The organism is Streptomyces cirratus (genome assembly GCF_014650775.1).
In the GTDB taxonomy this organism is placed as follows: domain Bacteria; phylum Actinomycetota; class Actinomycetes; order Streptomycetales; family Streptomycetaceae; genus Streptomyces; species Streptomyces cirratus.
The window spans coordinates 743119-768571 of the sequence record NZ_BMVP01000002.1 but is presented as its reverse complement, the minus strand read 5'-3'; the positions used below and the strand labels follow the sequence as shown (position 1 = coordinate 768571).

General features: G+C 74.5%; 15 protein-coding genes. 4 read left to right on the top strand and 11 right to left on the bottom strand.

The window, feature by feature from the left end; translation table 11 throughout:
* Positions 1 to 221: 221 nt before the first annotated feature.
* The 4 genes from lon to IE207_RS08520 all read right to left on the bottom strand — a co-directional run bounded on the left by lon (position 222) and on the right by IE207_RS08520 (position 5912).
* Complete coding sequence (gene lon, locus IE207_RS08535; protein WP_190183396.1) at positions 222 to 2621, bottom strand: endopeptidase La; 2400 nt, start codon at positions 2619 to 2621, stop codon at positions 222 to 224.
* A 103-nt stretch (positions 2622 to 2724) separates the two neighbouring features.
* Positions 2725 to 3495 carry a DUF4097 family beta strand repeat-containing protein gene (locus IE207_RS08530; RefSeq protein WP_190183395.1) on the bottom strand — a complete coding sequence of 257 codons (771 nt, stop codon included), beginning with the start codon at positions 3493 to 3495 and terminating at the stop codon, positions 2725 to 2727.
* A 65-nt stretch (positions 3496 to 3560) separates the two neighbouring features.
* Positions 3561 to 4439, bottom strand: a complete 879-nt coding sequence (locus IE207_RS08525) for a sulfurtransferase (protein WP_190183394.1) — start codon at positions 4437 to 4439, stop codon at positions 3561 to 3563.
* 57 nt (positions 4440 to 4496) lie between these two features.
* On the bottom strand, positions 4497 to 5912 hold the full coding sequence (locus tag IE207_RS08520) for a glycosyltransferase family protein (RefSeq protein WP_229873473.1): 1416 nt from the start codon (positions 5910 to 5912) through the stop codon (positions 4497 to 4499).
* A 42-nt stretch (positions 5913 to 5954) separates the two neighbouring features.
* Here IE207_RS08520 and IE207_RS08515 point away from each other — a divergent pair, with 42 nt between their 5' ends.
* The 4 genes from IE207_RS08515 to IE207_RS08500 all read left to right on the top strand — a co-directional run bounded on the left by IE207_RS08515 (position 5955) and on the right by IE207_RS08500 (position 12645).
* Positions 5955 to 6479, top strand: a complete 525-nt coding sequence (locus IE207_RS08515) for a hypothetical protein (protein ID WP_190183393.1) — start codon at positions 5955 to 5957, stop codon at positions 6477 to 6479.
* 115 nt (positions 6480 to 6594) lie between these two features.
* A complete protein-coding gene (locus tag IE207_RS08510) occupies positions 6595 to 7335 on the top strand; it encodes a response regulator transcription factor (RefSeq protein WP_190183392.1) in 741 nt (246 codons plus the stop codon).
* A gap of 95 nt (positions 7336 to 7430) precedes the next feature.
* On the top strand, positions 7431 to 8483 hold the full coding sequence (locus IE207_RS08505; protein WP_190183639.1) for a HAMP domain-containing sensor histidine kinase: 1053 nt from the start codon (positions 7431 to 7433) through the stop codon (positions 8481 to 8483).
* A 259-nt stretch (positions 8484 to 8742) separates the two neighbouring features.
* Positions 8743 to 12645, top strand: a complete 3903-nt coding sequence (locus tag IE207_RS08500) for a multifunctional oxoglutarate decarboxylase/oxoglutarate dehydrogenase thiamine pyrophosphate-binding subunit/dihydrolipoyllysine-residue succinyltransferase subunit (RefSeq protein ID WP_190183391.1) — start codon at positions 8743 to 8745, stop codon at positions 12643 to 12645.
* 143 nt (positions 12646 to 12788) lie between these two features.
* Here the strand turns inward: IE207_RS08500 and fxsT are convergent, their stop codons facing one another.
* From fxsT to IE207_RS08465, 7 genes are all read right to left on the bottom strand, one after another.
* The gene (fxsT, locus tag IE207_RS08495; protein WP_190183390.1) at positions 12789 to 15791 is read right to left on the bottom strand and encodes an FxSxx-COOH system tetratricopeptide repeat protein; all 3003 of its coding nucleotides are present in this window, start codon (positions 15789 to 15791) and stop codon (positions 12789 to 12791) included.
* 73 nt (positions 15792 to 15864) lie between these two features.
* On the bottom strand, positions 15865 to 17118 hold the full coding sequence (locus IE207_RS08490) for an aKG-HExxH-type peptide beta-hydroxylase (protein ID WP_190183389.1): 1254 nt from the start codon (positions 17116 to 17118) through the stop codon (positions 15865 to 15867).
* On the bottom strand, positions 17115 to 18341 hold the full coding sequence (locus IE207_RS08485; RefSeq protein WP_190183388.1) for an FxsB family cyclophane-forming radical SAM/SPASM peptide maturase: 1227 nt from the start codon (positions 18339 to 18341) through the stop codon (positions 17115 to 17117). Before IE207_RS08485 ends, IE207_RS08490 begins: the two co-directional genes overlap by 4 nt.
* A gap of 432 nt (positions 18342 to 18773) precedes the next feature.
* The gene (gene fxsA, locus IE207_RS08480) at positions 18774 to 18947 is read right to left on the bottom strand and encodes an FxSxx-COOH cyclophane-containing RiPP peptide (RefSeq protein WP_190183387.1); all 174 of its coding nucleotides are present in this window, start codon (positions 18945 to 18947) and stop codon (positions 18774 to 18776) included.
* A gap of 104 nt (positions 18948 to 19051) precedes the next feature.
* Complete coding sequence (locus tag IE207_RS08475; protein WP_190183386.1) at positions 19052 to 22234, bottom strand: SAV_2336 N-terminal domain-related protein; 3183 nt, start codon at positions 22232 to 22234, stop codon at positions 19052 to 19054.
* Between the two features lie 5 nt (positions 22235 to 22239).
* Complete coding sequence (locus IE207_RS08470; RefSeq protein ID WP_190183385.1) at positions 22240 to 23253, bottom strand: AAA family ATPase; 1014 nt, start codon at positions 23251 to 23253, stop codon at positions 22240 to 22242.
* A gap of 61 nt (positions 23254 to 23314) precedes the next feature.
* Positions 23315 to 25417 (bottom strand): VMAP-C domain-containing protein, encoded by a 2103-nt coding sequence (locus tag IE207_RS08465; protein ID WP_190183384.1) that lies wholly within the window; start codon positions 25415 to 25417, stop codon positions 23315 to 23317.
* Positions 25418 to 25453: the final 36 nt, after the last annotated feature.

Sequence of the window (25453 nt, the reverse complement as noted above, 5' to 3'; positions counted from 1 at the left end):
TGTGATCACGCTGCGTCCACCCAGTATTTCGCAGCGCACCCCCCGCACGGCACGACGCCCCCGCCAAACCGGCAGATCCAGCCCCTCCCCGACGATCAGGGCACGGGGCCGAACCCAGCCCCGCCGGCCACTGAGGCGCGCGGCCGAACCCGGCCCCGCCGGCGTTTGAGGCGCGGGGTCTGGGGCGGAGCCCCAGACCACCCGGCGCGGCCGGGGCCGCGTCAGGCCGCCGTGACCGCCGCCGCCACCTCCGCCTCGGCCAGCGCCAGCTCCAGCACCTGCCGCACGTCCGTGACCGGATGCACCTCCAGCCCCTCCAGAACCTCCGCCGGCACGTCGTCCAGATCGGCTTCGTTCCGCTTCGGGATGATCACCGTCGTCAGCCCCGCCCGATGCGCTGCCAGCAGCTTCTGCTTGACCCCGCCGATCGGCAGCACCCGCCCGGTCAGCGAGACCTCCCCGGTCATCGCCACGTCCGTCCGCACCTGCCGCCCCGACAGCAGCGACGCCAGCGCTGTCGTCATCGTGATGCCCGCGCTCGGACCGTCCTTCGGTACCGCCCCCGCCGGGAAGTGGATGTGCACGCCCCGGTCCTTCAGGTCGGCGACCGGAAGCTCCAGCTCCGCTCCGTGCGAGCGCAGGAAGCTGAGGGCGATCTGCGCCGACTCCTTCATCACGTCACCCAGCTGCCCCGTCAGGGTCAGCCCGGCCGCCCCGGTCTCCGGATCGGCCAGAGAGGCCTCCACGAAGAGCACGTCGCCGCCCGCTCCCGTCACGGCGAGGCCGGTGGCCACACCCGGCACGGCGGTGCGCCGCTCGGCCGGGTCCTGCGCGGACTCCGGCACGTGGTGCGGCCGCCCGATGAGCGCCCGCAGGTCGTCCGCGCCGATGCTGAACGGCAGGTCCCGCTCCCCCAGCTCGTGCTGCGAGGCGACCTTGCGCAGCAGCCGCGCCAGGGACCGCTCCAGGGTGCGCACGCCCGCCTCCCGGGTGTACTCCCCGGCCAGCTTGCGCAGCGCGTCCTCCTCCAGGACCACCTCGTCGGCGGCGAGCCCGGCCCGCTCCAGCTGGCGCGGCAGCAGGTGGTCACGGGCGATGACGATCTTCTCGTCCTCGGTGTAGCCGTCGAGCCTGACGAGTTCCATGCGGTCCGCGAGCGCTTCGGGGATGGCTTCGAGCACGTTCGCGGTGGCCAGGAACACCACGTCGCTCAGGTCCAGCTCCACTTCCAGGTAGTGGTCGCGGAACGTGTGGTTCTGCGCGGGGTCCAGCACTTCCAGCAGTGCGGCCGCCGGGTCGCCGCGGAAGTCGGACCCGACCTTGTCGATCTCGTCCAGGAGCACGACCGGGTTCATGGACCCGGCCTCCTTGATGGCCCGCACGATGCGGCCGGGCAGCGCGCCGACGTACGTCCGCCGGTGGCCGCGGATCTCGGCCTCGTCCCGGACGCCGCCGAGGGCGACCCGGACGAACTTTCGACCCATGGCGTGCGCGACCGATTCGCCGAGGGAGGTCTTGCCGACGCCGGGCGGTCCCACCAGGGCCAGTACGGCGCCGCCGCGGCGGCCGCCGATGACACCCATGCCGCGCTCGGAGCGCCGCTTTCGGACGGCGAGGTACTCGGTGATGCGGTCCTTCACGTCGCTCAGTCCGGCGTGCTCGGCGTCGAGCACCGCGCGGGCGCCGCGGATGTCGTACTCGTCCTCGGTGCGCTCGTTCCAGGGCAGCTCCAGGACGGTGTCCAGCCAGGTCCGGATCCAGGAGCCCTCAGGCGACTGGTCGCTGGCCCGCTCCAGCTTCTCGACTTCCTTGAGCGCGGCCTCCCGTACCTTCTCGGGCAGGTCGGCGGCCTCGACGCGGGCCCGGTAGTCGTCGGACTCCTCGCCGTCCTTCTCGCCGTTGAGCTCGCGCAGTTCCTTGCGGACGGCCTCCAGCTGGCGGCGGAGCAGGAACTCGCGCTGCTGCTTGTCGACGCCGTCCTGGACGTCCTTGGCGATGGATTCGGCGACGTCCTGTTCGGCGAGGTGCTCGCTGAGCGCCTTGATGGCGAGCTTGAGCCGGGCGACGGGGTCGGCCGTCTCCAGCAGCTCGACCTTCTGGGCCACGGTCAGGAACGGCGAGTACCCGGAGTTGTCGGCGAGCGCCGAGACCCCTTCGATCTGCTGGACCCGGTCCACGACCTGCCAGGCGCCGCGCTTCTTGAGCCAGGTGGTGGCGAGGGCCTTGTACTCCTTGACGAGCTCGGCGACGGACCCGGGCAGCGGGTCGGGCACCTGTTCGTCGACGGTCTCCCCCTCCACCCACAGCGCGGCCCCGGGGCCGGTGGTCCCGGCGCCGATGCGGACGCGGCCTCGGCCGCGGATCAGCGCCCCGGGGTCACCGTCGGAGAGCCGTCCCACCTGCTCGACGGTCCCGAGCACCCCCGTCCCGGCGTACTTGCCGTCGACCCGCGGTACGAGCAGCACCCGCGGCTTCCCGCTGCCCGCGGCGGCCTGGGCGGCCTCCACGGCTCCGCGCACCTCGGCGTCGGACAGGTCCAGCGGTACCACCATTCCGGGCAGCACGACCTCGTCATCGAGCGGCAGCACGGGCAGGGTGAGCGTTACGGACGTCGAAGCCATGATCTTCCCTCCGGCAGTGAAGTTGAGCTATGCCGACTCAATGTCCCGGAGCCCGGCATTGTTCCCCAACCTCAGTTCGCCGGGGGCGAACATGTGGCGCGGGTCAGTCGGCCGAGAGGTGCAGATCGCCCGAGGTGGTCTTCACCGAGAGGCTCGCCGAGGCCGCCGGATCGGCGGGGAGGGCGATGTCACGGGAGCCGGAGGCGGTGGCGGCGTCGATCCGGTAGGGCGCGCGGGGCACCCGGAGCGTCAGGTCACCCGAGCCGGTGTCGGTGGTGACCGCGGCCGGGGGCGTGACGAAGGCCAGGCGGGCGTCGCCCGAGTCCGAGTGGACGTCGGCCCGCGGGCCGGACAGTCCGGCGGCCCTGATGTCGCCCGACGAGGTACGGATCTTGAGTTGGCCGGCGATGCGTTCGGCCCTGACGTCACCCGAGGAGGAGGTGAGGTCGGCGGCGGCGACGCCGGTGACGCTGAGGCGACCGCTGTCGGTCCGCAGCCTCACCGTCGCCGAGGCGGGTACCTCCAGCCGGTAGTCGACGTAGCAGGTGCCGGCGCAGCCGCCTGCGAAGGTGAGCACACCCCCCGTGACCTGCTGGACCGGCCGGGGCCGGGTGTCACCGCGGTAGTGGACCGTGCGGTGGACGGTGACGCCGGGGCCGCTGCCCGGGGTGACCTCGACGGAGCCGTGCCGCCCGTCCGTCACCTCGACGGCGTTGACGGCCTCGGTCACGGTGGCGTCGTCGGTCGCCGTCTTCTGCCCGCCCTCGACAAGACGGCCGAAGGAACAGCCGGTGAGGAGCAGTGCGGCCGTGGCGGCGAGGGCGGGTAACGCGAGGGCCGGTCGGGCGGGGAGGGCGCGGGAGCGGAAGGTCATGACCGCAAGTCTGACGGACCGCGCCCCCTGCCACGATGGGGCCGCTACCCGGGACGGACCGGGGGTTAACCCCCCGTCACCACCGGGCGGTGCAGGGACGGGCCGGGGTGCAGGGACCGGCCGGGAAGCTCGGGGAGGCCCCATTCGCTCCAGGAGCCGTCGTAGACGGCCGTTTCCCGGTAGCCGGCCAGCTCGGCGCCGAGCGCGAGGACGCAGGCCGTCACCCCCGAGCCGCAGCTGAGGTAGAGGCGCTCGCGCTCACCCGCCGCCGTGCGGAACGCCTCCCGCAGTTCCAGCGCGGGCCGCATCAGGCCGCCGGGGCCCTGGAGTTCCGCGAAGGGGAGGCTGACCGCCCCCGGCATGTGGCCGCCGCGCAGCCCCGGCCGGGGTTCCGGCGCGGTGCCCGCGAACCGCTCCCGGGTGCGGGCGTCGAGCACTGCGGCGCCCGGATCCGCCAGGGCCTCGGCCACGGTGGCGGCGTCCACCAGCAGCCCGGGCCGCGGCCGGGCGGTGAAGGAGCCGCGCGGGCCCTCGTACGCCGGGCCGGTGTCCTCCACCGGCAGTCCGGCGGCGCTCCACGCGGGCAGCCCACCGTCCAGGACGGCGGCACGGTCGAAGCCCATCGCGCGCAGCATCCACCAGGCCCGGGCGCTGGAGTAGATCCCGGCGCCGTCGTACACGACCACCGTGTCGCAGTCGCCGAGCCCGAGGCCCCGCATCGCCTCCTCGAACACCGTGGCCGCGGGCATCGTGTGCGGCGCGGGCGCGTCGTGGTCGGACAGCGCCCCGTCGAGGTCGAAGGGGCGGGCCCCCGGGATCCGCCGGTCCGCGCCGCGCAGCGCGCCGACGGAGGCGTCGAACAGCACCAGCCCCGGCTCCCCGAGGCGGGCGGCGAGCTGCCGGACGCCGATCAGCGGTCCGGAAAGGCGAGCGGGCTCGGTCATACGGTTCCTCCAGCACAGTAGGGCCGCCCATCCAACCACCGCTCCCCCGCGGTGTTTTCAGCCGCAGTCGGCTGCCGTGCGCCCGTACACCGCGACCCTCGCCCCCCGCACCTGTGTGAGCGAGCACAGCCGGAACCCGGCCGCCAGCGCCTCCCGTTTCGCGGCCTCGGCCGGATACGGGTCCAGCGGCTGCCCCTGCGGGTCGAGCAGGGCCACCACCCTCGGTGTCCCGGCCAGCCGGGCCCGTACCTCCCCGGCGGGCAGCTCGGTCCCCCACAGGCTGTGCGAGGCCGCCGGGGTCCGGGCCAGGGCCAGGTCGCGCAGCGGCGCGTACGTCCCGGGGGAGGACAGCAGCCACTCGCGCCGCCGCGACGGCATGAACAGCACGGCGTCCCCCGGCCGGGCCCGCTCCCGGACGGCGGCGGCCACCGCCAGCACGTCGTCCTTGCGGCTCTCGGGGGTCCGCAGCCACCCCGACCACCATCCCCACGGCACCAGCAGCGCCCCGGCCAGCACCCAGGGCCACACCGCGCGTGCCGGCACGCCGCCGGCCCGGCCGAGCCGCAGCCCGATCAGCAGCGCCGGCCCGGCCAGTGCGTAGAGCACGTACCGGTCGACGTACCAGGGGTGCACCAGGGAGACCGCCATCAGCAGCCCCGGCGGCAGCAGCGCGAGCGGCACCGCGACCCGCAGCGCCCGCCGCTCGTCCCGGACGCCCCGCGCCAGGAGCACCACCGTGAGCGCGAGCACCCCGTAGGCCGTCCAGTCCTGCCAGCTCGGCCGCCCGAGCCAGCCGAGCTGCTGCTGCGCCTGCCGGGCACTGACGACGGCCAGCGGCAGCAGTGCGGCGACGACGGCCGCGGCGCTCCACCGCCAGCCGCGCGAACGCCAGGCGGCGCAGCCGTGCGCGAGGAGGGCGAGTACCGCGAACTCGTGCAGCCAGCAGCCGAGCAGCAGCACCACCGCGTACGCCACCCACCGCTCGGCCAGCATCAGGTACGTGGCCCACACCACGGCGCAGGCGACGAGGGCGTACGAGCGCCCCTCCTGGGCGTACATCTGCACGGGCGGCAGCAGGGCGTAGGCGGTGCCGGCGATCACCGCGGCCCTCGGCCCCGCCAGCCGGTGCGCCACCGCGGCCACCCCGGCGGCGGCCAGGGCGGTGGCGGCGACGGAGGGCAGGCGCAGCGCCCACAGGCCGCCGTCCCACAGGGCGAAGACCCCGTGCATCAGCAGGTAGTACAGCCCGTGGACGGCGTCGACCCGCCCGAGGAGCTCCCCGAGGGCGGCCGGCGGGCGGTGCGCGACTTGGACGGTGACGGATTCGTCGCGCCACATGCTGCCGCCGCCGGGGCCGCGTTCCAGGCCCCAGAGGCCGAGAACGACGGCGAGGAGCGGCGGCAGCCCGCGCCACAGGGCTGTGCGGCTGATGTCGGCCTCCGGGTGCTTCCGTGCGGGTGGTGCGCACTCCATACTCGGGGTTCGGGTCGGCCCCCGTTCCAGCGGAGGTGGGTTGTGCGAGCGTTCCGGGCGATGGCGGCGGCACTGCTGGGCGCGGTGGTCCTGGGCGGATGCGGTCTGGCCCGGCCCGACCACTCCCTGGTCACTTTCAGCACGGAGGCGTCGGCCGCCGGGAGTCTGCCCTCGCCCGGCCCCGGCGCGCCCTCCCCCGAGTCGGGTGCGCCCTCGCCGCCGCCCGCCGCCACCGAGAGACTGGTCACAGTCACCCGCAGCGGCGGCTTCGCCGGCCGGACGCACACCCTGACCGTCACCTCCGACGGCGCCTGGACCCGGCAGGGCGCGCGCGCCGAGCCGGAGGGCGCCGGCCGGCTCTCGGGGGCCCAGCTCACCAGGCTGCGCACGGCGGTCCAGGAGGCCGACTTCGCCCACCCGCCCCGGCCCGCCAAGAGCGGCGGGACGGTCTTCGACGGGTTCACGTACACCTTCGTGCGCGGCACGCTCAGGCTGGTCACCGACGACGGCTCGGTCCCGCCCGCGCTGACGAAGGTGCTGGACGCGCTGCCGCCCTTCGAAGGCTGACGTCGGGCGCGGCGGGTTCCGGACGCCCGCGGCGGTCCGTAGGAACCCCACATGGCCGCGGAACGGTGCCTCCTCTACGCTGCACCCCATCACGCGGGATCTTCAGGGGCGGGACATGGAACAGACACACACCACCCACAGCGGCGCCGCGGCCACCCCCGGTGCCCAGCGGCGCGTGCTCGTGGTCGAGGACGACCGCACCATCGCCGACGCCATCGCGGCCCGGCTGCGGGCCGAGGGATTCCAGGTGCAGACGGCGTACGACGGGCCGGCCGCCGTCGCGGCGGCCGAGAGCTGGCTGCCCGAGCTGCTGGTGCTGGACGTCATGCTGCCCGGCTTCGACGGGCTGGAGGTCTGCCGCCGCGTCCAGGCGCAGCGGCCGGTGCCGGTGCTGATGCTCACCGCCCGGGACGACGAGACCGACATGCTGGTCGGGCTGGGCGTCGGCGCGGACGACTACATGACGAAGCCGTTCTCGATGCGGGAGCTGGCCGCGCGGGTCCACGTGCTGCTGCGGCGGGTGGAGCGGGCCACGCAGGCGGCGACCGCCCCCCGCGGGGCGACGCTGCGCCTGGGCGACCTGGAGATCGACCACGCGCAGCGCCGGGTGCGGGTGCAGGCCGAGGACGTGCACTTGACGCCGACCGAGTTCGACCTGCTGGTGTGCCTGGCCGGGACGCCGCGCGCGGTGCTGTCCCGGGAGCAGCTGCTGGCCGAGGTGTGGGACTGGGCGGACGCGTCGGGCACGCGTACGGTCGACAGCCACATCAAGGCGCTGCGCCGGAAGATCGGTGCCGAGCGGATCCGTACGGTCCACGGCGTCGGGTACGCCCTGGAGACCCCGGCCCAGGCGTGAGCGGCGCCCGCCCCGGTCGGGGACGCGGCACCGGCGGAGCGGGGGAGCGCCCCGGGCACCGGCCCGGACACCGCCCCGGTGACCGCGCCGGAGGGCTGCGGCCGTTCTCGCCGTTCTCGATCAAGACGAAGCTGGGCTCGCTCGTCGTGGTGTCCGTGTTCATCACGACGGGGCTGCTGATGGTGGCCCTGCGCACCGACACGGAGCTGCGGTTCATCACCGTGTTCTCGGTGATCGCCTCGATGCTGATCACACAGTTCGTCGCGCACAGCCTGACGGCGCCGCTGGACGACATGACGACGGTCGCCGGTGCGATCTCCCGCGGTGACTACACGCGCCGGGTGCGCGGGGCCGGGCGCCGCGACGAGCTGGGCGACCTCGCCTCGACGATCAACCTGATGGCGGACGACCTGGAGGCGGTGGACCGCCACCGCAAGGAACTCGTCGCCAACGTCTCGCACGAGCTGCGCACGCCGATCTCGGCGCTGCGCGCGGTGCTGGAGAACGTGGTCGACGGGGTCTCGCAGGCCGATCCGGAGACCATGCGGACGGCGCTCAAGCAGACCGAGCGGCTGGGCCGGCTCGTGGAGACCCTGCTGGACCTGTCCCGGGTGGACAACGGGGTGGTGCCGCTGCGGGCGCGCCGCTTCGAGGTGTGGCCGTACCTGTCCGGGGTCCTCAAGGAGTCGGGGCTCGCGGCGGCCGGGCGGCCGGGGCTGGCCACGGGTTCGGGCGGCCACACCCGCAACGACGTCCACCTCCACCTGGACGTGCACCCCTCGGGTCTGACCGCGTACGCGGACACGGAGCGGCTGCACCAGGTGGTGGCGAACCTGATCGACAACGCGGTCAAGCACAGCCCCCCGCACGGGCGGGTCACGGTCCGCGCCCGGCCCGGCGACGCGCCCGGGAGCCTGGTGGTCGAGGTCCGGGACGAGGGCCCTGGAATCCCGGAAGAGGAACGCCACAGGGTCTTCGAGCGGTTCAACCGGGGCAGCGCGGGCGGCGGCGACGGCGGTACCGGGCTGGGTCTGGCGATCGCCCGCTGGGCCGTCGGCCTGCACGGAGGGGACATCCGCGTGGCCGAATCGTCACGGGGCTGCCGCATCCTCGTCACGCTTCCGGGCAGCTCCCGGGCGTCGCGTTGACGTAGGGTTCGAGTGGGAGAAGACATGATCTCGGCCACACCAGGCAGGGGTCGTAAGGGGTGCGAAGCCAAGGGGGCCGCAACCTCGGTGCCCCCTACCCGAACCACGCTTGTTTCCCGCCATTCCCGGCCGTGAAACCCGCCGTTCGATGTGACCTGCGCGACGTAAGTCCCGCCCGGCCTGCATCACCCCGTCCGGGAGGCGTAGCCTTTATTCCCGCTGTCCATACCTTGTGAAGCGGAAGAGGGCGGTTGCCGCCGTGTCGCCACAGTCCCCCAGTAACCCGAGCACCACGACCGAAGCAGCAGAGGGCGGGAAGACCCCTGCCTCAGGCTTCGGTGCCAACGAGTGGCTCGTCGACGAGATCTATCAGCAGTACCTCCAGGACCCCAACTCGGTCGACCGGGCCTGGTGGGACTTCTTCGCCGACTACAAGCCGGGGGGCGCTGCCGCTCCCGTGAAGGCGGATGGTCCCGAGAAGTCCACGACGACGGACGGCGCCTCCGCACAGGCCGCCGCCACCGTCCCCGCCGAGGTCCCGCGGGCCGACGTCGCAGCCGCCACGGGGGCGGCGAGCGCCGCACCCCCCGTGGCGAACACCGGCTCCACCGGAGCCCCTGCCGCCGCCGCGCCCGTGTCAGCTCCTGCCCCTGCTCCTGCCACCCCCTCTGGTGCCCCTGCTGTGACTGTCACCTCCCAGGCCCCGGCCGCCGCACCGGCCGCGAAGCCCGCCCCTCAGGCCGCCGCTCCGGTCGCCGCGCAGAAGTCCGCGCCCACCGCCGAGGCCCCCGCGGGGCCCGAGCTGGTGACGCTCCGCGGTCCGGCTGCGGCCGTCGCCAAGAACATGAATGCCTCCCTCGACGTCCCGACGGCCACGTCCGTCCGCGCCGTCCCGGTGAAGCTGCTGTTCGACAACCGCATCGTCATCAACAACCACCTCAAGCGCGCCCGGGGCGGGAAGATCTCCTTCACCCACCTCATCGGCTACGCGATGGTGCAGGCCATCAAGGCCATGCCGTCCATGAACTACTCCTTCGCGGAGAAGGACGGCAAGCCGACCCTGGTCAAGCCGGAGCACGTGAACTTCGGCCTCGCGATCGACCTGGTGAAGGCCAACGGCGACCGGCAGCTCGTCGTCGCCGGCATCAAGAAGGCCGAGACCCTCAACTTCTTCGAGTTCTGGCAGGCGTACGAGGACATCGTCCGCCGCGCCCGCGTCGGCAAGCTGACGATGGACGACTTCACCGGCGTCACCGTCTCGCTGACCAACCCCGGCGGACTGGGCACCGTCCACTCCGTGCCGCGCCTGATGCCCGGTCAGTCGGTCATCATGGGCGTCGGCTCGATGGACTACCCCGCCGAGTTCCAGGGCACCTCGCAGGACACCCTGAACAAGCTGGGCATCTCCAAGGTCATGACCCTGACCTCGACCTACGACCACCGGGTCATCCAGGGCGCGGCCTCCGGCGAGTTCCTGCGCATCGTCGCGAACCTGCTGCTCGGCGAGAACGGCTTCTACGACGACGTCTTCGAGGCGCTGCGCATCCCCTACGAGCCGGTCCGCTGGCTGCGGGACATCGACGCCTCCCACGACGACGACGTCACCAAGGCCGCCCGCGTCTTCGAGCTGATCCACTCCTACCGGGTCCGCGGCCACGTCATGGCCGACACCGACCCGCTGGAGTACAAGCAGCGCAAGCACCCCGACCTCGACATCACCGAGCACGGCCTCACCCTGTGGGACCTGGAGCGCGAGTTCGCGGTCGGCGGCTTCTCCGGCAAGTCGATGATGAAGCTGCGCGACATCCTCGGCGTGCTGCGCGACTCGTACTGCCGCACCACCGGCGTCGAGTTCATGCACATCCAGGACCCCAAGCAGCGCAAGTGGATCCAGGACCGCATCGAGCGCCCGCACTCCAAGCCGGAGCGCGAGGAGCAGCTGCGCATCCTGCGCCGCCTGAACGCGGCGGAGGCTTTCGAGACGTTCCTGCAGACGAAGTACGTCGGCCAGAAGCGCTTCTCCCTGGAGGGCGGCGAGTCCGTCATCCCGCTGCTGGACGCCGTCATCGACTCGGCCGCCGAGGCCCGCCTCGAAGAGGTCGTCATCGGCATGGCCCACCGCGGCCGTCTGAACGTCCTCGCGAACATCGTCGGCAAGTCCTACGCGCAGATCTTCCGCGAGTTCGAGGGCAACCTCGACCCGAAGTCGATGCACGGCTCCGGTGACGTCAAGTACCACCTGGGCGCCGAGGGCACCTTCACGGGCCTGGACGGTGAGCAGATCAAGGTCTCGCTCGTCGCGAACCCCTCGCACCTGGAGGCCGTCGACCCGGTCCTGGAGGGTGTCGCCCGCGCCAAGCAGGACGTGATCAACAAGGGCGGCACGGACTTCACCGTCCTGCCCCTGGCGCTGCACGGCGACGCGGCCTTCGCCGGCCAGGGCGTCGTCGCCGAGACGCTGAACATGTCGCAGCTGCGCGGCTACCGCACCGGCGGCACGGTCCACGTCGTCATCAACAACCAGGTCGGCTTCACCGCCGCCCCGGAGTCCTCGCGTTCGTCCATGTACGCCACCGACGTGGCCCGCATGATCGAGGCGCCGATCTTCCACGTGAACGGTGACGACCCGGAGGCCGTGGTCCGCGTCGCGCGGCTCGCCTTCGAGTTCCGTCAGGCGTTCAACAAGGACGTGGTCATCGACCTCATCTGCTACCGCCGTCGCGGCCACAACGAGTCCGACAACCCGGCGTTCACGCAGCCGCTGATGTACGACCTGATCGACAAGAAGCGTTCGGTGCGCAAGCTGTACACCGAGTCCCTCATCGGTCGCGGCGACATCACGCTGGAAGAGGCCGAGCAGGCGCTCCAGGACTTCCAGGGCCAGCTGGAGAAGGTCTTCGCGGAGGTCCGCGAGGCCGCCACGCAGCCCGCGATCGGCACGCCGGCCCCGGTCGCGCAGCAGCAGTTCCCGGTTCCGGTGAACACCGCGGTCTCCCAGGAGGTCGTCAAGCGGATCGCCGAGGCGCAGGTCAACATCCCGGAGAACGTCACCGTCCACCCGCGTCTGCTGCCGCAGCTCCAGCGCCGCGCGGCGATGATCGACGAGGGCACCATCGACTGGGGCATGGGCGAGACCCTCGCCTTCGGTTCGCTGCTGATGGAGGGCACCCCGGTCCGCCTGTCGGGCCAGGACTCCCGCCGCGGCACGTTCGGCCAGCGCCACGCGGTCCTCATCGACCGGGAGACGGGCGAGGACTACACCCCGCTGCAGTACCTGTCGGAGGACCAGGCCCGCTACAACGTCTACGACTCGCTGCTCTCCGAGTACGCGGCCATGGGCTTCGAGTACGGCTACTCGCTGGCCCGTCCGGACGCGCTCGTCCTGTGGGAGGCGCAGTTCGGTGACTTCGTCAACGGCGCGCAGACCGTCGTCGACGAGTTCATCTCCTCGGCCGAGCAGAAGTGGGGCCAGACCTCCGGCGTCACGCTCCTGCTCCCGCACGGCTACGAGGGCCAGGGCCCGGACCACTCGTCCGCCCGCCCGGAGCGCTTCCTGCAGATGTGCGCGCAGGACAACATGACGGTCGCGATGCCGACCCTGCCGTCGAACTACTTCCACCTGCTGCGCTGGCAGGTCCACAACCCGCACCACAAGCCGCTGATCGTCTTCACGCCGAAGTCGATGCTGCGTCTCAAGGCGGCGGCGTCGAAGGCGGAGGAGTTCACGAGCGGTTCGTTCCGTCCGGTCATCGGCGACAGCACGGTGGACCCGAACGCGGTCCGCAAGGTCGTCTTCTGCGCGGGCAAGGTCTACTACGACCTGGAGGCCGAGCGGGAGAAGCGCGGCATCACGGACACGGCGATCATCCGCATCGAGCGGCTGTACCCGCTGCCGGGTGCGGAGCTCCAGGCGGAGATCGCGAAGTTCCCGAACGCGGCGAAGTACATCTGGGCGCAGGAGGAGCCGGCGAACCAGGGTGCGTGGCCGTTCATCGCGCTGAACCTGATCGACCACCTCGACCTGGCGGTCGGCGCGGACATCCCGGCGGGCGAACGCCTGCGGCGCATCTCGCGCCCGCACGGCTCGTCCCCGGCGGTGGGCTCCGCGAAGCGCCACCAGGCGGAGCAGCAGCTCCTGCTGAACGAGGTCTTCGAGGCGTAACCGCCCCGACCGGCCCCAAGGCCGAAGGCCCGGCCCCCCACCCGGGGGGGCCGGGCCTTCGGCCCTTTCCGGCTCCGCCGACCACGTCCGGCCCCGCCGACGGGGCTGGGACGGCCCGCGGGGCCGGGGCGGCCCGGCCAGGGTTACGGCTGGGGTTCGAAGTCCCAGTACGGGCGGGTTTGCTGGCGGGCCGAGACCGTGTGGACGTGTTGGGCGCCCAGGGTGCGGGTGAGGGCCTTGAGGCCCGCTTCCTCGTGCTTCGCCGCCTCCGCGTCCTCGCGTACCGCCCTCAGGTCCGCCGCCAGGGCGATCTGCGCGCTCAGCGTCATGGGGTGGTCCGGGCCCAGCACCTGTTCCGCCCCCCGCAGGGTCTCCCGGCTGAGGTCCACCGCGTCCTCCAGCCGCCCGGTGATGTTCCGGTGGCCGGTGGCGTTGAGCGCGCAGCCCAGCGTCCAGGGGTGCCGGTCGCCCAGCGCGCCCCGCATCCCGACCAGCGCCTGCTCCGCCAGGCTCAGCGCCTCCGCCCGCTCGCCCTGCGCCCTCAGGACGAGCCCGAGGTTGCCGACGGTGCCGATGCTGTACGGGTGGGCCAGGCCCAGCTGCGACTGGTAGCCCCGTACGACGTCCTCCGAGATCCGGCGGGCCTCGTCGACGTCGCCGTACTCGCGCAGGTAGGTGGCGTAGTCGGAGGCGACCATCAGGGTCCAGGGGAATTCCGCGCCGAACACCCGCGTCGAGCGTTCCAGCACGCTGCGCAGCCGGGCCCCGGCGCCCGGGATGTCGCCAGAGCGGCGCAGGCACATGCCCAGGTTGTGTTCGGCGCGCAGGGTCTGCGGGTGGTTGGTGCCCAGGACCTGGGCGTTGACCTTGAGGCCTTGCTCCTGGCGGGCCAGTGCCTCCCGGTAGCGGCCCATCAGGCGCAGGCCCATCGCGCAGCCGATCCCGGACGACAGGGTGGCGATGTGCCGTACGCGCAGGACCCGTTCGCGGCGCCGCAGGGTGTCGAGGTCGGTGTCGTAGGCCTCCTGGTAGCGCCCGAGGAGGCGCAGGGCGACGGCGACGTTGTTCTGTGCGGCGAGGGTGGTGGCGTCGTCCTCGCCGAGCAGTTCGCGGTAGCTGGTGAAGGCGTGTTCCAGCAGGTCGCGGGCCTGCTCGAACTTGGCGGTGTTGAGCAGGACGCCGGCGTACGAGCTGGTGGCGCGCAGCGATTCGAGGTCGCGGGGGCCGCGTTCGGCGACGAGTCGCTCCGCCCGGGCCCTGGCGAGGGTCTCCGCCTGGCGGAAGTGGCCGAGCATGCGCAGGGCGCTGCCGTAGTGGTAGCTGAGCTCGCGGACCTGGTCGTGGTCCTCGCCGAGCATGGTCCGCCAGATCCCGTCGGTCTCCTCGGCGAGCCGCAGGCAGGTGCGGTACTCCCCGGCGCGCAGCAGGTAGCGCATGCAGTGCAGCAGGAAGTTCTGGATGCGCGGGTTGGAGCTGCGCAGGACCCCGGCGGGTTCCAGGTGGGGGATGAGTTCGGCGTAGCGGGGCCACAGGCGGGAGTCGGAGGGACGGCCCGGGTCGGCGGCGGCGAGGACCTGGCGTACGACGCGGGACAGTTCCTCGGCTTCGTCGTCGCCGAGGTCCCCGCGGACGATGTTGTGGACCATGCGGTGCAGTTGCACGGTCTCCAGGCCGCCGCCCTCCTCGACGGCCAGGTCGGAGTACTCCAGCCGGACGACGGAGAACTGCACGAGTTTGTTGAGGGCGGCGTTCCACCGGATCTGGTCGTTGATCAGCCCGGCGAGCTGCTCGGGTACGTCGTCCGCGGGGAACTCGCTCAGCAGCCGCAGCGGGACCCGGCCGGGGGCGAAGAACACGAACAGCCTCAGCAGGGCGAGTGCGTCGGGGAAGTTCTCCCGTACGTTGTTCAGGAGTATGGCCAGGGCGGTGGGGAAGGGCAGCGGGTAGTCGTCGGAGAGGGTGACGGCCTCGTGGGAGTCGAGCCGGCTCTGCAACAGGTGCAGGTACTCGCCGACGCCGATCGGTGAGTCGGCGAGCCAGCCGGCGGTCTGGTCGAGGGCGAGCGGGTAGTCCTCCAGCGCCTCGGCGAGCTGGTCGGCCTCGGCCGCGGTGAGGCGTCCGGCCCGGCGCCGGATGAAGGTCACCGACTCGGGGCGCGCGTACAGCGGGACTTCGACGAGGCTGGTGTGGCGGGCCGCCCATTCGCGGTTGCGGGAGGTGATGATCACGTCTCCGGCCCCGGAGGGAAGCAGGTCGGTGAGGTCGTCGGGGTTGTCGCAGCCGTCGAAGACCAGCAGCCAGCGGTAGTACGGGTTCCCGCGCCGCAGCGCTTCCAGCACCGCCCGGATCTGCTCGCCGTAGCTGCCGGCGCCCCGGGGCAGGCCGAGCGCGGGCGCCAGGTCGGCGAGCCGCTCGCGCAGGGTCGGCCGGTCCTCGGCCGGGACCCACCACACCACGTCGTACTCGGAGGCGAACCGGTAGGCGTACTCGGTGGCCACCTGCGTCTTGCCCACCCCGGACAGGCCGAGCAGGGTGACGGTCGACGCCCCGGGCGGGGCTTCGGTGAGGGCGGCGCGCAGGCGGCCGATGACGTCGTTGCGGCCGGTGAAGCGCGGGTTGCGGCGCGGCACCCGGCCCCAGATCTCGGGCGGGTCGTTGGGGAAGCGGGGCCCACGGCGGCCGCTCTCGATGCCGATCCGGTCGGTGGGCAGCTCCAGCCGGCGCAGCACCCGGTACTCGGCCTCGTAGGCGTCCAGCCCCCACAGGTCGGTCTTCTCCAGGGCGGCCACGGCGCTCGGCAGCGGGGCGTCGGTGAGGCAGACGGCGGCGAACCGGTCGGGGTGGTGCTCGGTGACGGTGCGCAGGGCCGCGTTCCACTCCTCCTCGGTGTGGGTGCCGGCGGAGAAGTAGCGTTCGCTGAGGACGACGAGGACCTTGCCCCCGGCCCGGGCCAGGTCGTCGAGGGCTTCGGTGACCCCCGGGCTGGTCTGCGGGTCCCAGCGCTGGAGGGCCACGCGGTGGCCGTGCTCCTCCAGGCGGTGCGCGATCCACACGGCCCAGGGGCGGTTGAATCCCGCGAAGCTGATGACGAAGCGCTGCGGCGGCTGTGCCGCTCCGTCTCGGTCCTGCCGAATACCGGTGGTCATGCGGCCGTCTCCCTGGAACCGGGCGGTGGACGGGGTTGAAAAGGTACCGCAACGGACGGGCCGTGAGGGCCCCTCAGCAACCGGTGAACTCGGCGAGTTCGGGATGCTTCTCGCACCAGGCGCGGCGTTCCCGCTCCAGGGTCCGGCGGGCGGTGGCGTGCTGGTCGCCGGGCGGTGGCAGTTCGTCCATGGCCCGCTCCGCCTCGGCCATCGCATCGGCGAACTCCCGCCCCGTAGCGGTCAGTTGGGGGTGGGCCCGGATGGCGGGCAGGACGGCCGCCACTTGGGCGCGCAGCCGTGCGTGCCGGGCCCAGGCGCCGCGGGCCCCGTAGAGGGCGGCGCGCTGCCAGTAGCCGGCGAGGGCCAGGTGGGCGTACGCGCCGTGCACCAGCCCGTCGAGCGGCCGGGGGTCGCTGCGCCAGGGGGCCCAGTGGCGGGGCGCGCGGTCGGCGGTGTGCAGGGTAAGGACGTCGGCGAGGGCGGCGAGTTTCCCGTGCTGGACCTCGTGGACGAGGGTGGCGGCCAGGGCGGGCGGGGCCTGCGCCCGGGCCATGACGGACCCGGCGGCGGCGGGCAGGGTCGCGCCGCTGGAGCGGGAACCGCCGGCCAGGGGGACGACGGAGCGCAGCAGGCGGCCGATCTCGTCCGCGCGGGTGGAGTCGTAGCGCCGCAGCAGGGTGAGGGCGCCGGACCACTGGGTGTCCCAGCGCTTGTGCCCCTTGGGGGTGAGCCGCCGGGCGGGGCGCACGTGGGCGGAATCCTCGCGGGCGGGGGCGCGGTAGGGGTCGAGGTCGTCGAGGGCGGTACGGCCGTCGGGCAGGGCGTGCAGCGGCAGGGGGTCGGGGGCCGTGGCCCAGGACCGCTCGGTGACGGCGAGCAGGCCGGGCCGGTCGGGTCGCAGCAGCCCGAGGGTCGGCAGCACGAGCCGGCCGCCCGCGGGGCGCAGGGTGACCTTGAAGGTGATCCCGGCGCGCAGCGCGGCGGCGGCCGCGAGCGCGCCGAGGTGCCCGAGGTCGGCGGGGGGCCCGTCCGGCGCGTGCAGGCGGCGCAGGGTCTCCTCGGCCCACACCCCGGTGGCGGGGTAGTGCAGCACGTCCCGCACCGCGCCGGGGTCGTGCCGTTCGGCTTCCTCCAGCAGCGCCCAGTGCTCGGCGGCCTCGGCGCCGGGGGCCCGGTCGAGTACGGCGCGCAGCAGGAGCAGCCGCTTGGAGCGGCGTACGTCGCGCACGAGCCGGGTGCCTTCGGGCGAGGGTTCCGTGGAGGCGAGGGCGCGCAGGGTCGGGGCGCTGACGGCGAACGGGGCGAGGGTGGTCTGGGCTTCGCTCATGAGGCGGACCGCCCGGTGACGGCGGCCGGCTGCGGGGGCCGGTCGGCGAGGGCGGCCGTGTGCAGGGCGCGCGCGACGTGCCGGATGAGGGCCTGGAGGTCGGCGCAGTACACGGAGGGCCGGCGGAACCCCTCACCGGCGCGGTAGCGGTGCGGGTAGTGTCCGCCGCCGCACACTTCGACGAGTTCGCAGGCGCGGCAGTCGGCGGCGAGGGCGTCCCGCCCGAGCTGGCGGGCGGCGAACCCGGGGTGGTCCAGGAGCCGGTCGAAGCCGTCGGTGTCGATGTGGAGGCCGGTCGCGGCGGCGCCTTCGTAGGCGGATTTCAGCGAATCGGCCTGTTCGATGCTGCCGTCCGTCTCGATGACGGCGGTGGTGGCGGGGGCCAGGCCGAGGGTTTCGGTGGCGGTGGGCAGTCCGAGCAGCAGGGCGATGATCTCCTCGAAGATCCGTATCCGGGTGCGGTGCACCCCGTCGTGCCACCAGCGTTCGAAGACGGCGAGCAGCCAGTCGGCGTACGGGGTCGCGTGCGGGGAGTGGGCGGGCGGCGGGTCGCTCCAGTTGGCCAGGGGCAGGAGCAGGCCGATGGCGGGCGGGGCGAAGTCGAGGAGCGACTCGTACACCTCGACGGGGTCCTGGGCGAGGTCGACGACGCAGAGCACGCCCGCGTAGCCGTCGGGGCTCTGGGCGAGCAGCCGCAGCCCGCGCGCCGCGGCCGCGAACCCGGGGCGTCCGGCGTGGTCGGCGCGGCGGGCGTTGTGCGCGGGCAGGCCGCCGTCGAGGCTGACGCCGACGCGGATGCCGGCGGCGGTGAGCGCGGCGAGCCGGCCTCGGGTGAGGAGGGTGGCGTTGGTCTGGACGGTGGCGGTGACCCGGGTGCCGGGGGCGACGGCGGCCCGTACCGCCTCGACGGGCGCGGCGAGCGCGGCGGGCCCGCTCAGCAGCGGCTCACCGCCGTGCAGGACGAGGTCGACGCGGGTGAGCCGGTGGGCGGCGGCGTGCTCGGCGATCCGCTCGGCGGCGCGGCGGACGGTGGCGGCGGACATCACGGCGGGGCGCTCGCGCCAGGACTGGTCGGCCATTTCGTAGACGTAGCAGTAGGTGCAGGCGAGGTTGCAGCGGCTGTGCGTCTTGAGCACGAACTGCCGCACGGGGAAACCGAACTGCCCGGCGGCGCGCAGGGCGCCCACATCGAGCCGCGCGTACGGCCAGGGCGCGTTCCGCACGTGCGGGTCCTCCGGCTCCGCGCCCGGCGCCGGCGCCCAGGCCGCATGCCGCGGCTGCGGGCTGCCGGAACCCGCTCCTGCCGACGGCGTCCGCTGCGCGCGGTCGCCCAGACTCGGGTCCGCTGCCGCAGGGGGCAGCCGGTGCGCATGGTCACGCAGGTCCGCTCCCGGCGGGGGCGGCCGGTGCGCGTCGTGCGGATGCGGGTCGCCCGCGGCCGCCCTCGGCGGGGGTGGGCGGTGAGTGGGGTCGCTCGGGGTCGGCCTTGGTGGGGGTGTGCGGTGGGTAGGCAGCACGGGGTCGTTGGTGGTCGCTCGCGTCATCGGCCTGTGCCTCCCTCCCCCGCCGCCGTCCCGGAGGTACCCCGGCGGACGGTCCATCCCTGCCCTGCGGACGAGCCGGACTAACGGCGGAAAGTGGTCAACTCCCCTCGCTCACACCACCCCCGAGTCGAAGGCGTTGAGGATCTCGGCGGGGTGCGTGACCCGCTCCACCAGGCCTTCGATCACCTCGGCGAGCACCGGGTGCCCGATCCCGCGCAGCCCGGCCAGATCCAGTCCGGACAGGTCCGGCAGCCCCCCGCCGCACTCCCGCCGACGCGTCGTCACTTCCTGATCCTGGGTCACCATGAGCTGCCCGTCCCCCTCTTGGCCGTATGGTCCACTGCCCTTTCCCTTCCCGTGGCCGCCGGAAACGGCACTGCCGTCCCGGGTCACGGCCCCGCCTCCAGGGCGCGGATGCGTTCGCCCACCCAGGCCACGCGGGCTTCGGGGGCGCCCGCCCGCAGCCACAGCTCCAGCGCCGCCCGGTAGGCCTCCAGCGCGCCCCTCGGCCGCTCCAGCCGTTCCAGCACCTCGCCGCGCAGCTCCTGCACGCGCGCGGCCAGTTCCACCGCCACCCGCTCCAGGTCGTCGCCCCCCGCGGCCAGGGCGGCGCGCCACGCCCTGCGGTAGGAGTCGGCGGCCCGGTCCAGCCGGTCCACGCCCCGCGTGTGGGTGTGGATCTCCTGCTGGACGTCCCCGTGTTCCCGCCAGGCCCACGCCTGTTCCAGTGGGCTGCGGCTCTGCCGGGCGGCCAGCTCCAGCAGGTGTTCGGCCTCCCGCAGGTCCACCAGGTCGCCCTCGTAGGAGTGCCGCAGCCGCAGCCCCGCCGCCAGCCGCAGCAACCGCCGCGCCGAGCGGGGGTCCGACTGCGGGACTGCGGCCCGGCTCTCGCGCAGCACCCGTACGGCGGTGGACGTGTACCGCCGCCCGTCGGCGCCGGCGGCCGCGGCCCGGTCCAGGAGTACGTCGCCCCACTCGGGCAGCAGCTCCCCGTAGGCGTCCCCGTCGCGGGAGGTCAGCCTGCGGGCCCGCTCGTAGGCGGCGGCCGCGTCGTCCAGGGCCGCCGGGTCCCCGTCCCGCGCGTACCGCGCCCGGTGCACCCGCGCGAGGCACACCAGCGCCGCCAGCCGCAGCTGCGGCTCCCCGGCCGTCTCCCCTGCCCCCTCGGGCCCGGCGTCTTCCCCCGCCTCTCCCGCCTCGTCGGCCTCGTCGGCCTCCTCGGCCTCCTGCAAGGCCCGGGCCAGCTGCCCGGCCGCCTCCTCCAGCCGCGCGGGCAGGTACCGCAGCGCCGTGGCCTGCTCCACCCGGGCCCGGGCCCGTTCCTGCGGCCGGGCGTCCGGGTCCACGAGCAGGCGCCCCGCGGCCAGTTCCGCCAGGGCGGCGCGTTCCGCCGGATCCGCGGTGTGGGGCAGCAGGGCGAGCAGGACCCGCCCGAGCGCCGGGCCGACCCCGGGCTCCGCCTCCCCGGCGGCCTCCAGCGCGGCCCGTGCCTCCCGCAGCGGCCCCGGGTCCCCGCGCAGCTCGCCGAGACGGACCAGGGCCCGGGTCCGCCGTACGACGCAGTCGAGCCGGAACTCCCGGTCGGCGCCCGGCGCGGCCGCGACCGCCGCGAACTCCCGCTCGGCCGCCGCCAGGAGCTCCGCGTCCGGTACGTCCCCGGCCAGGGCCCGCTCGTACAGCACGCGGCCCCGCGCCGCCCGGGCCTGCGGGCCGCCCAGCCCGGCCAGGGTGCGCTCGGCCTCCGCGAGCAGCTCGGGGTCCCGTTGCAGCGCCCACAGCCGCAGCAGAGCGCCCGCGAGTTCCAGTTCGGCCTCCTCCACCGGATCGGCGGGGCCGGGCGGCGCCGACACGGCCCGGCGCAGCAGGGTGACGGCCTCGTACAGGCCGCGCCGCCCGCCGTCGGCGATCCGGGCCCGGGCGGTCCGTACGGCCCACTCCCGGGCGGGCGCGGCGGCGGGCGGTTCCGCGTCCGGCCCGTCGGGCGGCGGCCCGGGCAGGTAGCGGCGTACGACCTTCGCCGAGACCTGCGCGAAGGCCTGCGGGAGCCGCCCGGCGGGCACCCGTTCTCCGTCGGGCTCAAGGGGGGCACCGGTCAGCTGCGAGACGGCGAGCGCGGGGAAGTTCCGTACGCCCCGCCCGAAGTGGGACCGTACGTATTCGGAGCAGTGCTTGAGCACCAGCGCCGCCTCGTCCCGGCCGAGCGGCCCCAGCAGCACGTCCTGCACCCCGGGGGCGAACTCGTACCACCCGGCGTCCGGCGCCCGCCGCAGCAGCCCGCTCAGCAACACCTCCGCGAGGTCGGACGGTTCCGAGTCGGGCAGCATCGTGCGCTGCACGAGCCGCATCACGGGCAGGGTGAGGGGGGCCGCCGCGAGGTACAGGGCGAGTCGCACCGCACCGGGCGCGGCCGACGAGCGGAAGCGGCGCACGAGCTCCCGCGGCGGCCGCGCGGCCCGGGGCGGGGGTTCGGCCCCGGCGGGGTGGCGCGGCAGTACCCGCCCGACCTCGGCCGGTACGGGCCCGGTCCCCAGGCCCGCGACGAGGCGGGCCCAGGCGCCGAGCGCGCCGGCGTTCGGCGGGAGCACGGGGACGGTCAGCCCTCCGGTGGGCCGCCCGGGCCGGGGCGGCCGGTCCGGGCGGAACTCCAGCCTGCGCGGGCCGCCTTCCCTGCGGGACAGCACCCCGCGCTCGGTCGGCAGCCAACTGCGGTTCCACAGGCGCTGCGGCAGCGGCTGCACCACCGCGCAGGGGGTGCAGCCGGCCCACCGGTACAGCAGCCGCTGCGCCCGGCCCTCGCGCCACACGGGCCCGGCACAGTCGGAGACGACCATGGTCAGCGCCCGGCCGGTGGGGTCGCGCACCTGGTCGCCGGAGCGGAGCCCGGCGGTGGGGTGCGGGCCGCGGCCGACGGCGGCGGTGCCGTCCGCCAGCCGGTGCAGGTAGTAGACCTGGACGTCGCGGAAGGCCCCGAGCCGTTCGCACACGGACCGCAGTTCCTCGAACATGTCGTGCCACACGGCCATCGACGGTGAGGCGTCCATGACGAGGCGGACGGTCGCCTCGCGCCGGCTCTCGGGCCGGAACACGGGGATGACCAGCCCGAGGGCCCGGGCGCTGGCCTCGGCGGTGGCGGCCTCGTCGAGGACGGTCCGGGTGGGCGGCCCGGGCGGGCGGTGCCGCTGGAGGGCGCGCAGGGCCCGCTGGATCTCCAGGATCCGGGGCAGCGCCGCCGCACCGGGCACCCGTACGGGCACCCCGCCGCCGGCCGGGAGGTCCGTGTCGGCGTCCGCCGCCCCGCCGCCCCGCGTGGCGTACAGCCGGACCGCGTCCCGCGGTTCGGGCTCTTCCCGTACTGGTTCCTCCGCGCGCGGGGCCTCCTCCTGCGGACCCTCCTGCGGCCCGGGCCGCGGTGCCGGCTCCCGGGCCGGGCCGTCCGTCCCGCCGGGCTCGCCGGCCGGCCCTGCGGTCCGCCCGGCGAGCCACAGCGCGTCGGCGAGCTCCTCGGCGGACGGGTCGAGCCCCGCGCCCCGCAGCAGCGCGGCGAGGTCGCGTATGGGCTCGGCGGGCGGCACGGGCCTCACCTCGGCCGGTCGAGGCGCTGGATGAGCAGGTCGGCTAGGTCCTCCCGGGTGGGCGGGGCGGCGTAGTGGGTGAGGTAGATGGCGTTGAGCAGCTGGTCGGCGGCGACCAGCTCGGACTGCGAGCGGCTGAGGAACTCCCGGATCAGCTCGGCGCCCAGCTGGGCGGCCTCCTCCCCCAGGTGTGCCCGCACCATGGTGGCGAGGCGTTTCTCGCCGGGCTGTGCGAGCTTGAGCTGGATGCACCGCCTGAGCAGCGCGGCGGGGAAGTCCCGCTCGCCGTTGCTGGTCAGGATGATGAAGGGGAAGGCCCGGCAGCGGATCCGGCCGTCCCGGACGGTCACTTTGGTGCCGTCGTCGGTGAGGACCCGCACCTCGGGTTCGGAGTCCGCCACCCGTTCCAGCTCGGGGAGGGTGAACTCCCCTTCCTCCAGCACGTTGAGGAGGTCGTTGGGGAGGTCTATGTCGCTCTTGTCGAGTTCGTCGATGAGCAGTACCCGGGGGCGCTCGGTGGGCAGCAGCGCCGTTCCCAGCGGGCCGAGGCGGATGTACTTGCCGATCCCGGGCGCTGTGTCGGAGGCCGCTGCGCCGCCGGCGGCGATCTGTACGTCCTGGAGGCGCGCTATGGCGTCGTAGCGGTAGAGCCCCTCCTGGAGCACGGTGCGCGATACGACGGGCCAGCGCAGGACGCGGCCCAGTTTCAGTTCGTGGGCGACGGCGTGCGCGAGGGTGGACTTCCCGGTGCCGGGATAGCCGGTCACGAGCAGCGGCCTGCGCAGGTAGAGCGCGGCGTTGATGGCCTCCAGTTCCTCCGGTTCGGGGCGGTGCATCTCGGCGGCCTGCCGGTGCGCGCCCAGGCGGCGGGCCACGTTCCCGTCGGGCGTGCCCCCGGCTCCCGGGCCGTCCTCGACGGGGCCGCCGTCGAAGTCCCGCCAGGGCGGCGGGTCGGGCAGGGCGTCGATCCCGTCGTGGGGCTCCCCGACGCCCCGGTAGATGAGCCACTCCTCGGTCATGTGCCCGCCCCTCACGTCATCGGTCCGGCGGTGTCCGGCGGTGTCCCGCCGGACACGCCCCTCACAGGTCCCCTTGCAGCGGTTCGTCCTCCGGGAGCGGCCGCTGCGGGTCCTGCCACACCAGTGCCGTCCCCACCGCCCAGTACGCGTCCGGGTCCGCCCCGTACGCCCGCCCCCGCAGCGTCTGGAGCCGGGCCGGCAGGACCACCGCCCGTCCGGCGTCGGCCAGTTCCTCGCGCAGGCCGCGGTGGAACGGCTCGCAGGACGCCCTGGGGTCGGCCGGGGGCCTGCGGCACACCGCCACCCCGTACCCGGCGTCCCGCGCGTCGTGCAGCATCGCGAGCGTCGGGTCCTCCCCCGGGGCCCGGCACAGCACCGGCACCGTGTGGTCCACCAGCGCGGCCAGCCATCCGGGCGGCGGGCGCCACTTGCGGCCCCGCGAGCAGTCGGCCCGCCGGCCCAGCAGCGGGCCCGCCTGTACCCGTGCCCACCGCTCGGCGGCCTCCGGGGACGGTTCGCCGCCCGGGGGGCGCAGCACGACCGGCCGCTGCACTCCGACCGGGACCCCGCCCGACACCGTCCACTCGTCCACCGGCAGCCCGAACAGATCCTCCGCCACCACCACCTCCAGCAGCGCGGCCGCCTCGTGGGTGTCGCACCGCCGGAACCCTTCGGCGAGCGGCGCCCGCACCGCCTCGGGCAGGGCCGCCAGGGTGACCCGGGTTCCGGATGCCACCGGGGTCGCCTCCCCCGGCCGGTCCGGGCCGGCCAGGACGGAGACCCGCCAGTCGTAGACGTCCTCCCACACCTGGGCCCAGGCCTCCAGCAGGACCGACGGCCCCGGGGGCGGTACTCCGACGGCCGGCCGGAAGGGGCCGTGCACCATCTGCCCGGCGGAGGCGCGCCGGCGCCGTTCGCGTTCCGCGAGGCCGCGCTCGTGGCGCTCGCCCAGTTCGCGGCGCAGTGGCCGCCACAGCCGCGCCGCTGTCGCGCGCACCCAGTCCCACAGTTCCTCGTCGGCGCCGGGCGCGGGCGGTTCGCGGTGGTCGGCGACGCTGACGTCGGTGGCGTAGCGGAGCATCGCGGCGGCCTCGCCTCCCGTGCCCGGCGGGTCGTGGAGCAGCCCCAGCCCGTCGCGCCAGGTCAGCGGAGCCGGTAGGCCCGTGTCGGGTTCCTCTCCCCGGGCGGCTTCGGCGAGGGCCCGAACGGCCTCGGAGGAACCGGGCGGCGGCAGTTCGGCGAGCAGCCCGCACAGGGTGGTGCGTTCGCCCGGGGTGAGCCGGGTGAGGCGGCTCAGACGGGTGGGGCGCTCCGGTCCGCCGGTGGTGTCGTCGTCGTCCGAGGGCAGCTCGTCGTGGACGTCCGTCCAGGTCCGGCGGCTGTCCAGGTCGCTGACGTGCTGGTCGTAGTGGTACAGGTCGTGTCCCTGCATCACCCGCCGGTACAGGCCGACCTGCCCGGTCGCCCCCGTCGGCAGGGTCCGCAGCTGCGCGACCGATACCGCGATGCCTCCGCCGCCGGCCTGGCGGCGGGCCTTGACGATCCCGATGACCTCGCCGCGCGCCAGGTCGACCAGCGGGCCGCCGGACATGCCGGGTTCGATCTCGTCGTCGTCGCCGAGGCGGATGGCCGCCCCGTTCGCGGCGGTGCCGCGCAGCCGGGTGGTGCGGCCGGTGATCTCCCGTACCCCGAGGTCCTCGGTGACGCCGAAGTACGCGGCTTCGTCGAGGCGGGGCCCGGGCCGGTCGGTGAGCCAGACGCAGGCGTGCGAGATGGGCGCGAGTACCCGTACCAGGGCCAGGTCGGGCAGGTCCCACAGGGCGCGCGGGGCGGGCCGGCGTTCCTCCAGCCGCTCGGGCAGTACGCATTCGACCCGGCCGGCGACCGTCCCGGTGGCCCCCGCCGCCGCGGGGGACCCGGCGACGGAGAAGGTGATGCCGACCTCCCGGCCCGCCAGACGCACCGCAGCACCCCCTTCGCCGATCACGTGCGCGCACGTGAGGACCCACCCGGGGGCGATGAAGAAGCCGCTGCCCCAGGTCGGACCGGTCCCAGGGGTTCCATACCCGTCCGCGGGCGCGTGGACGCGTACGGTGGCCGCCTTGACGAGGGGTTCCAGAAGCTCGAAGGCGCGCGCGGAGCCGCCCGTGCGCCCGTCCGGCATCCCCTGTCCCCCTCAGGTCGAGTCTGTCAAGGCTAG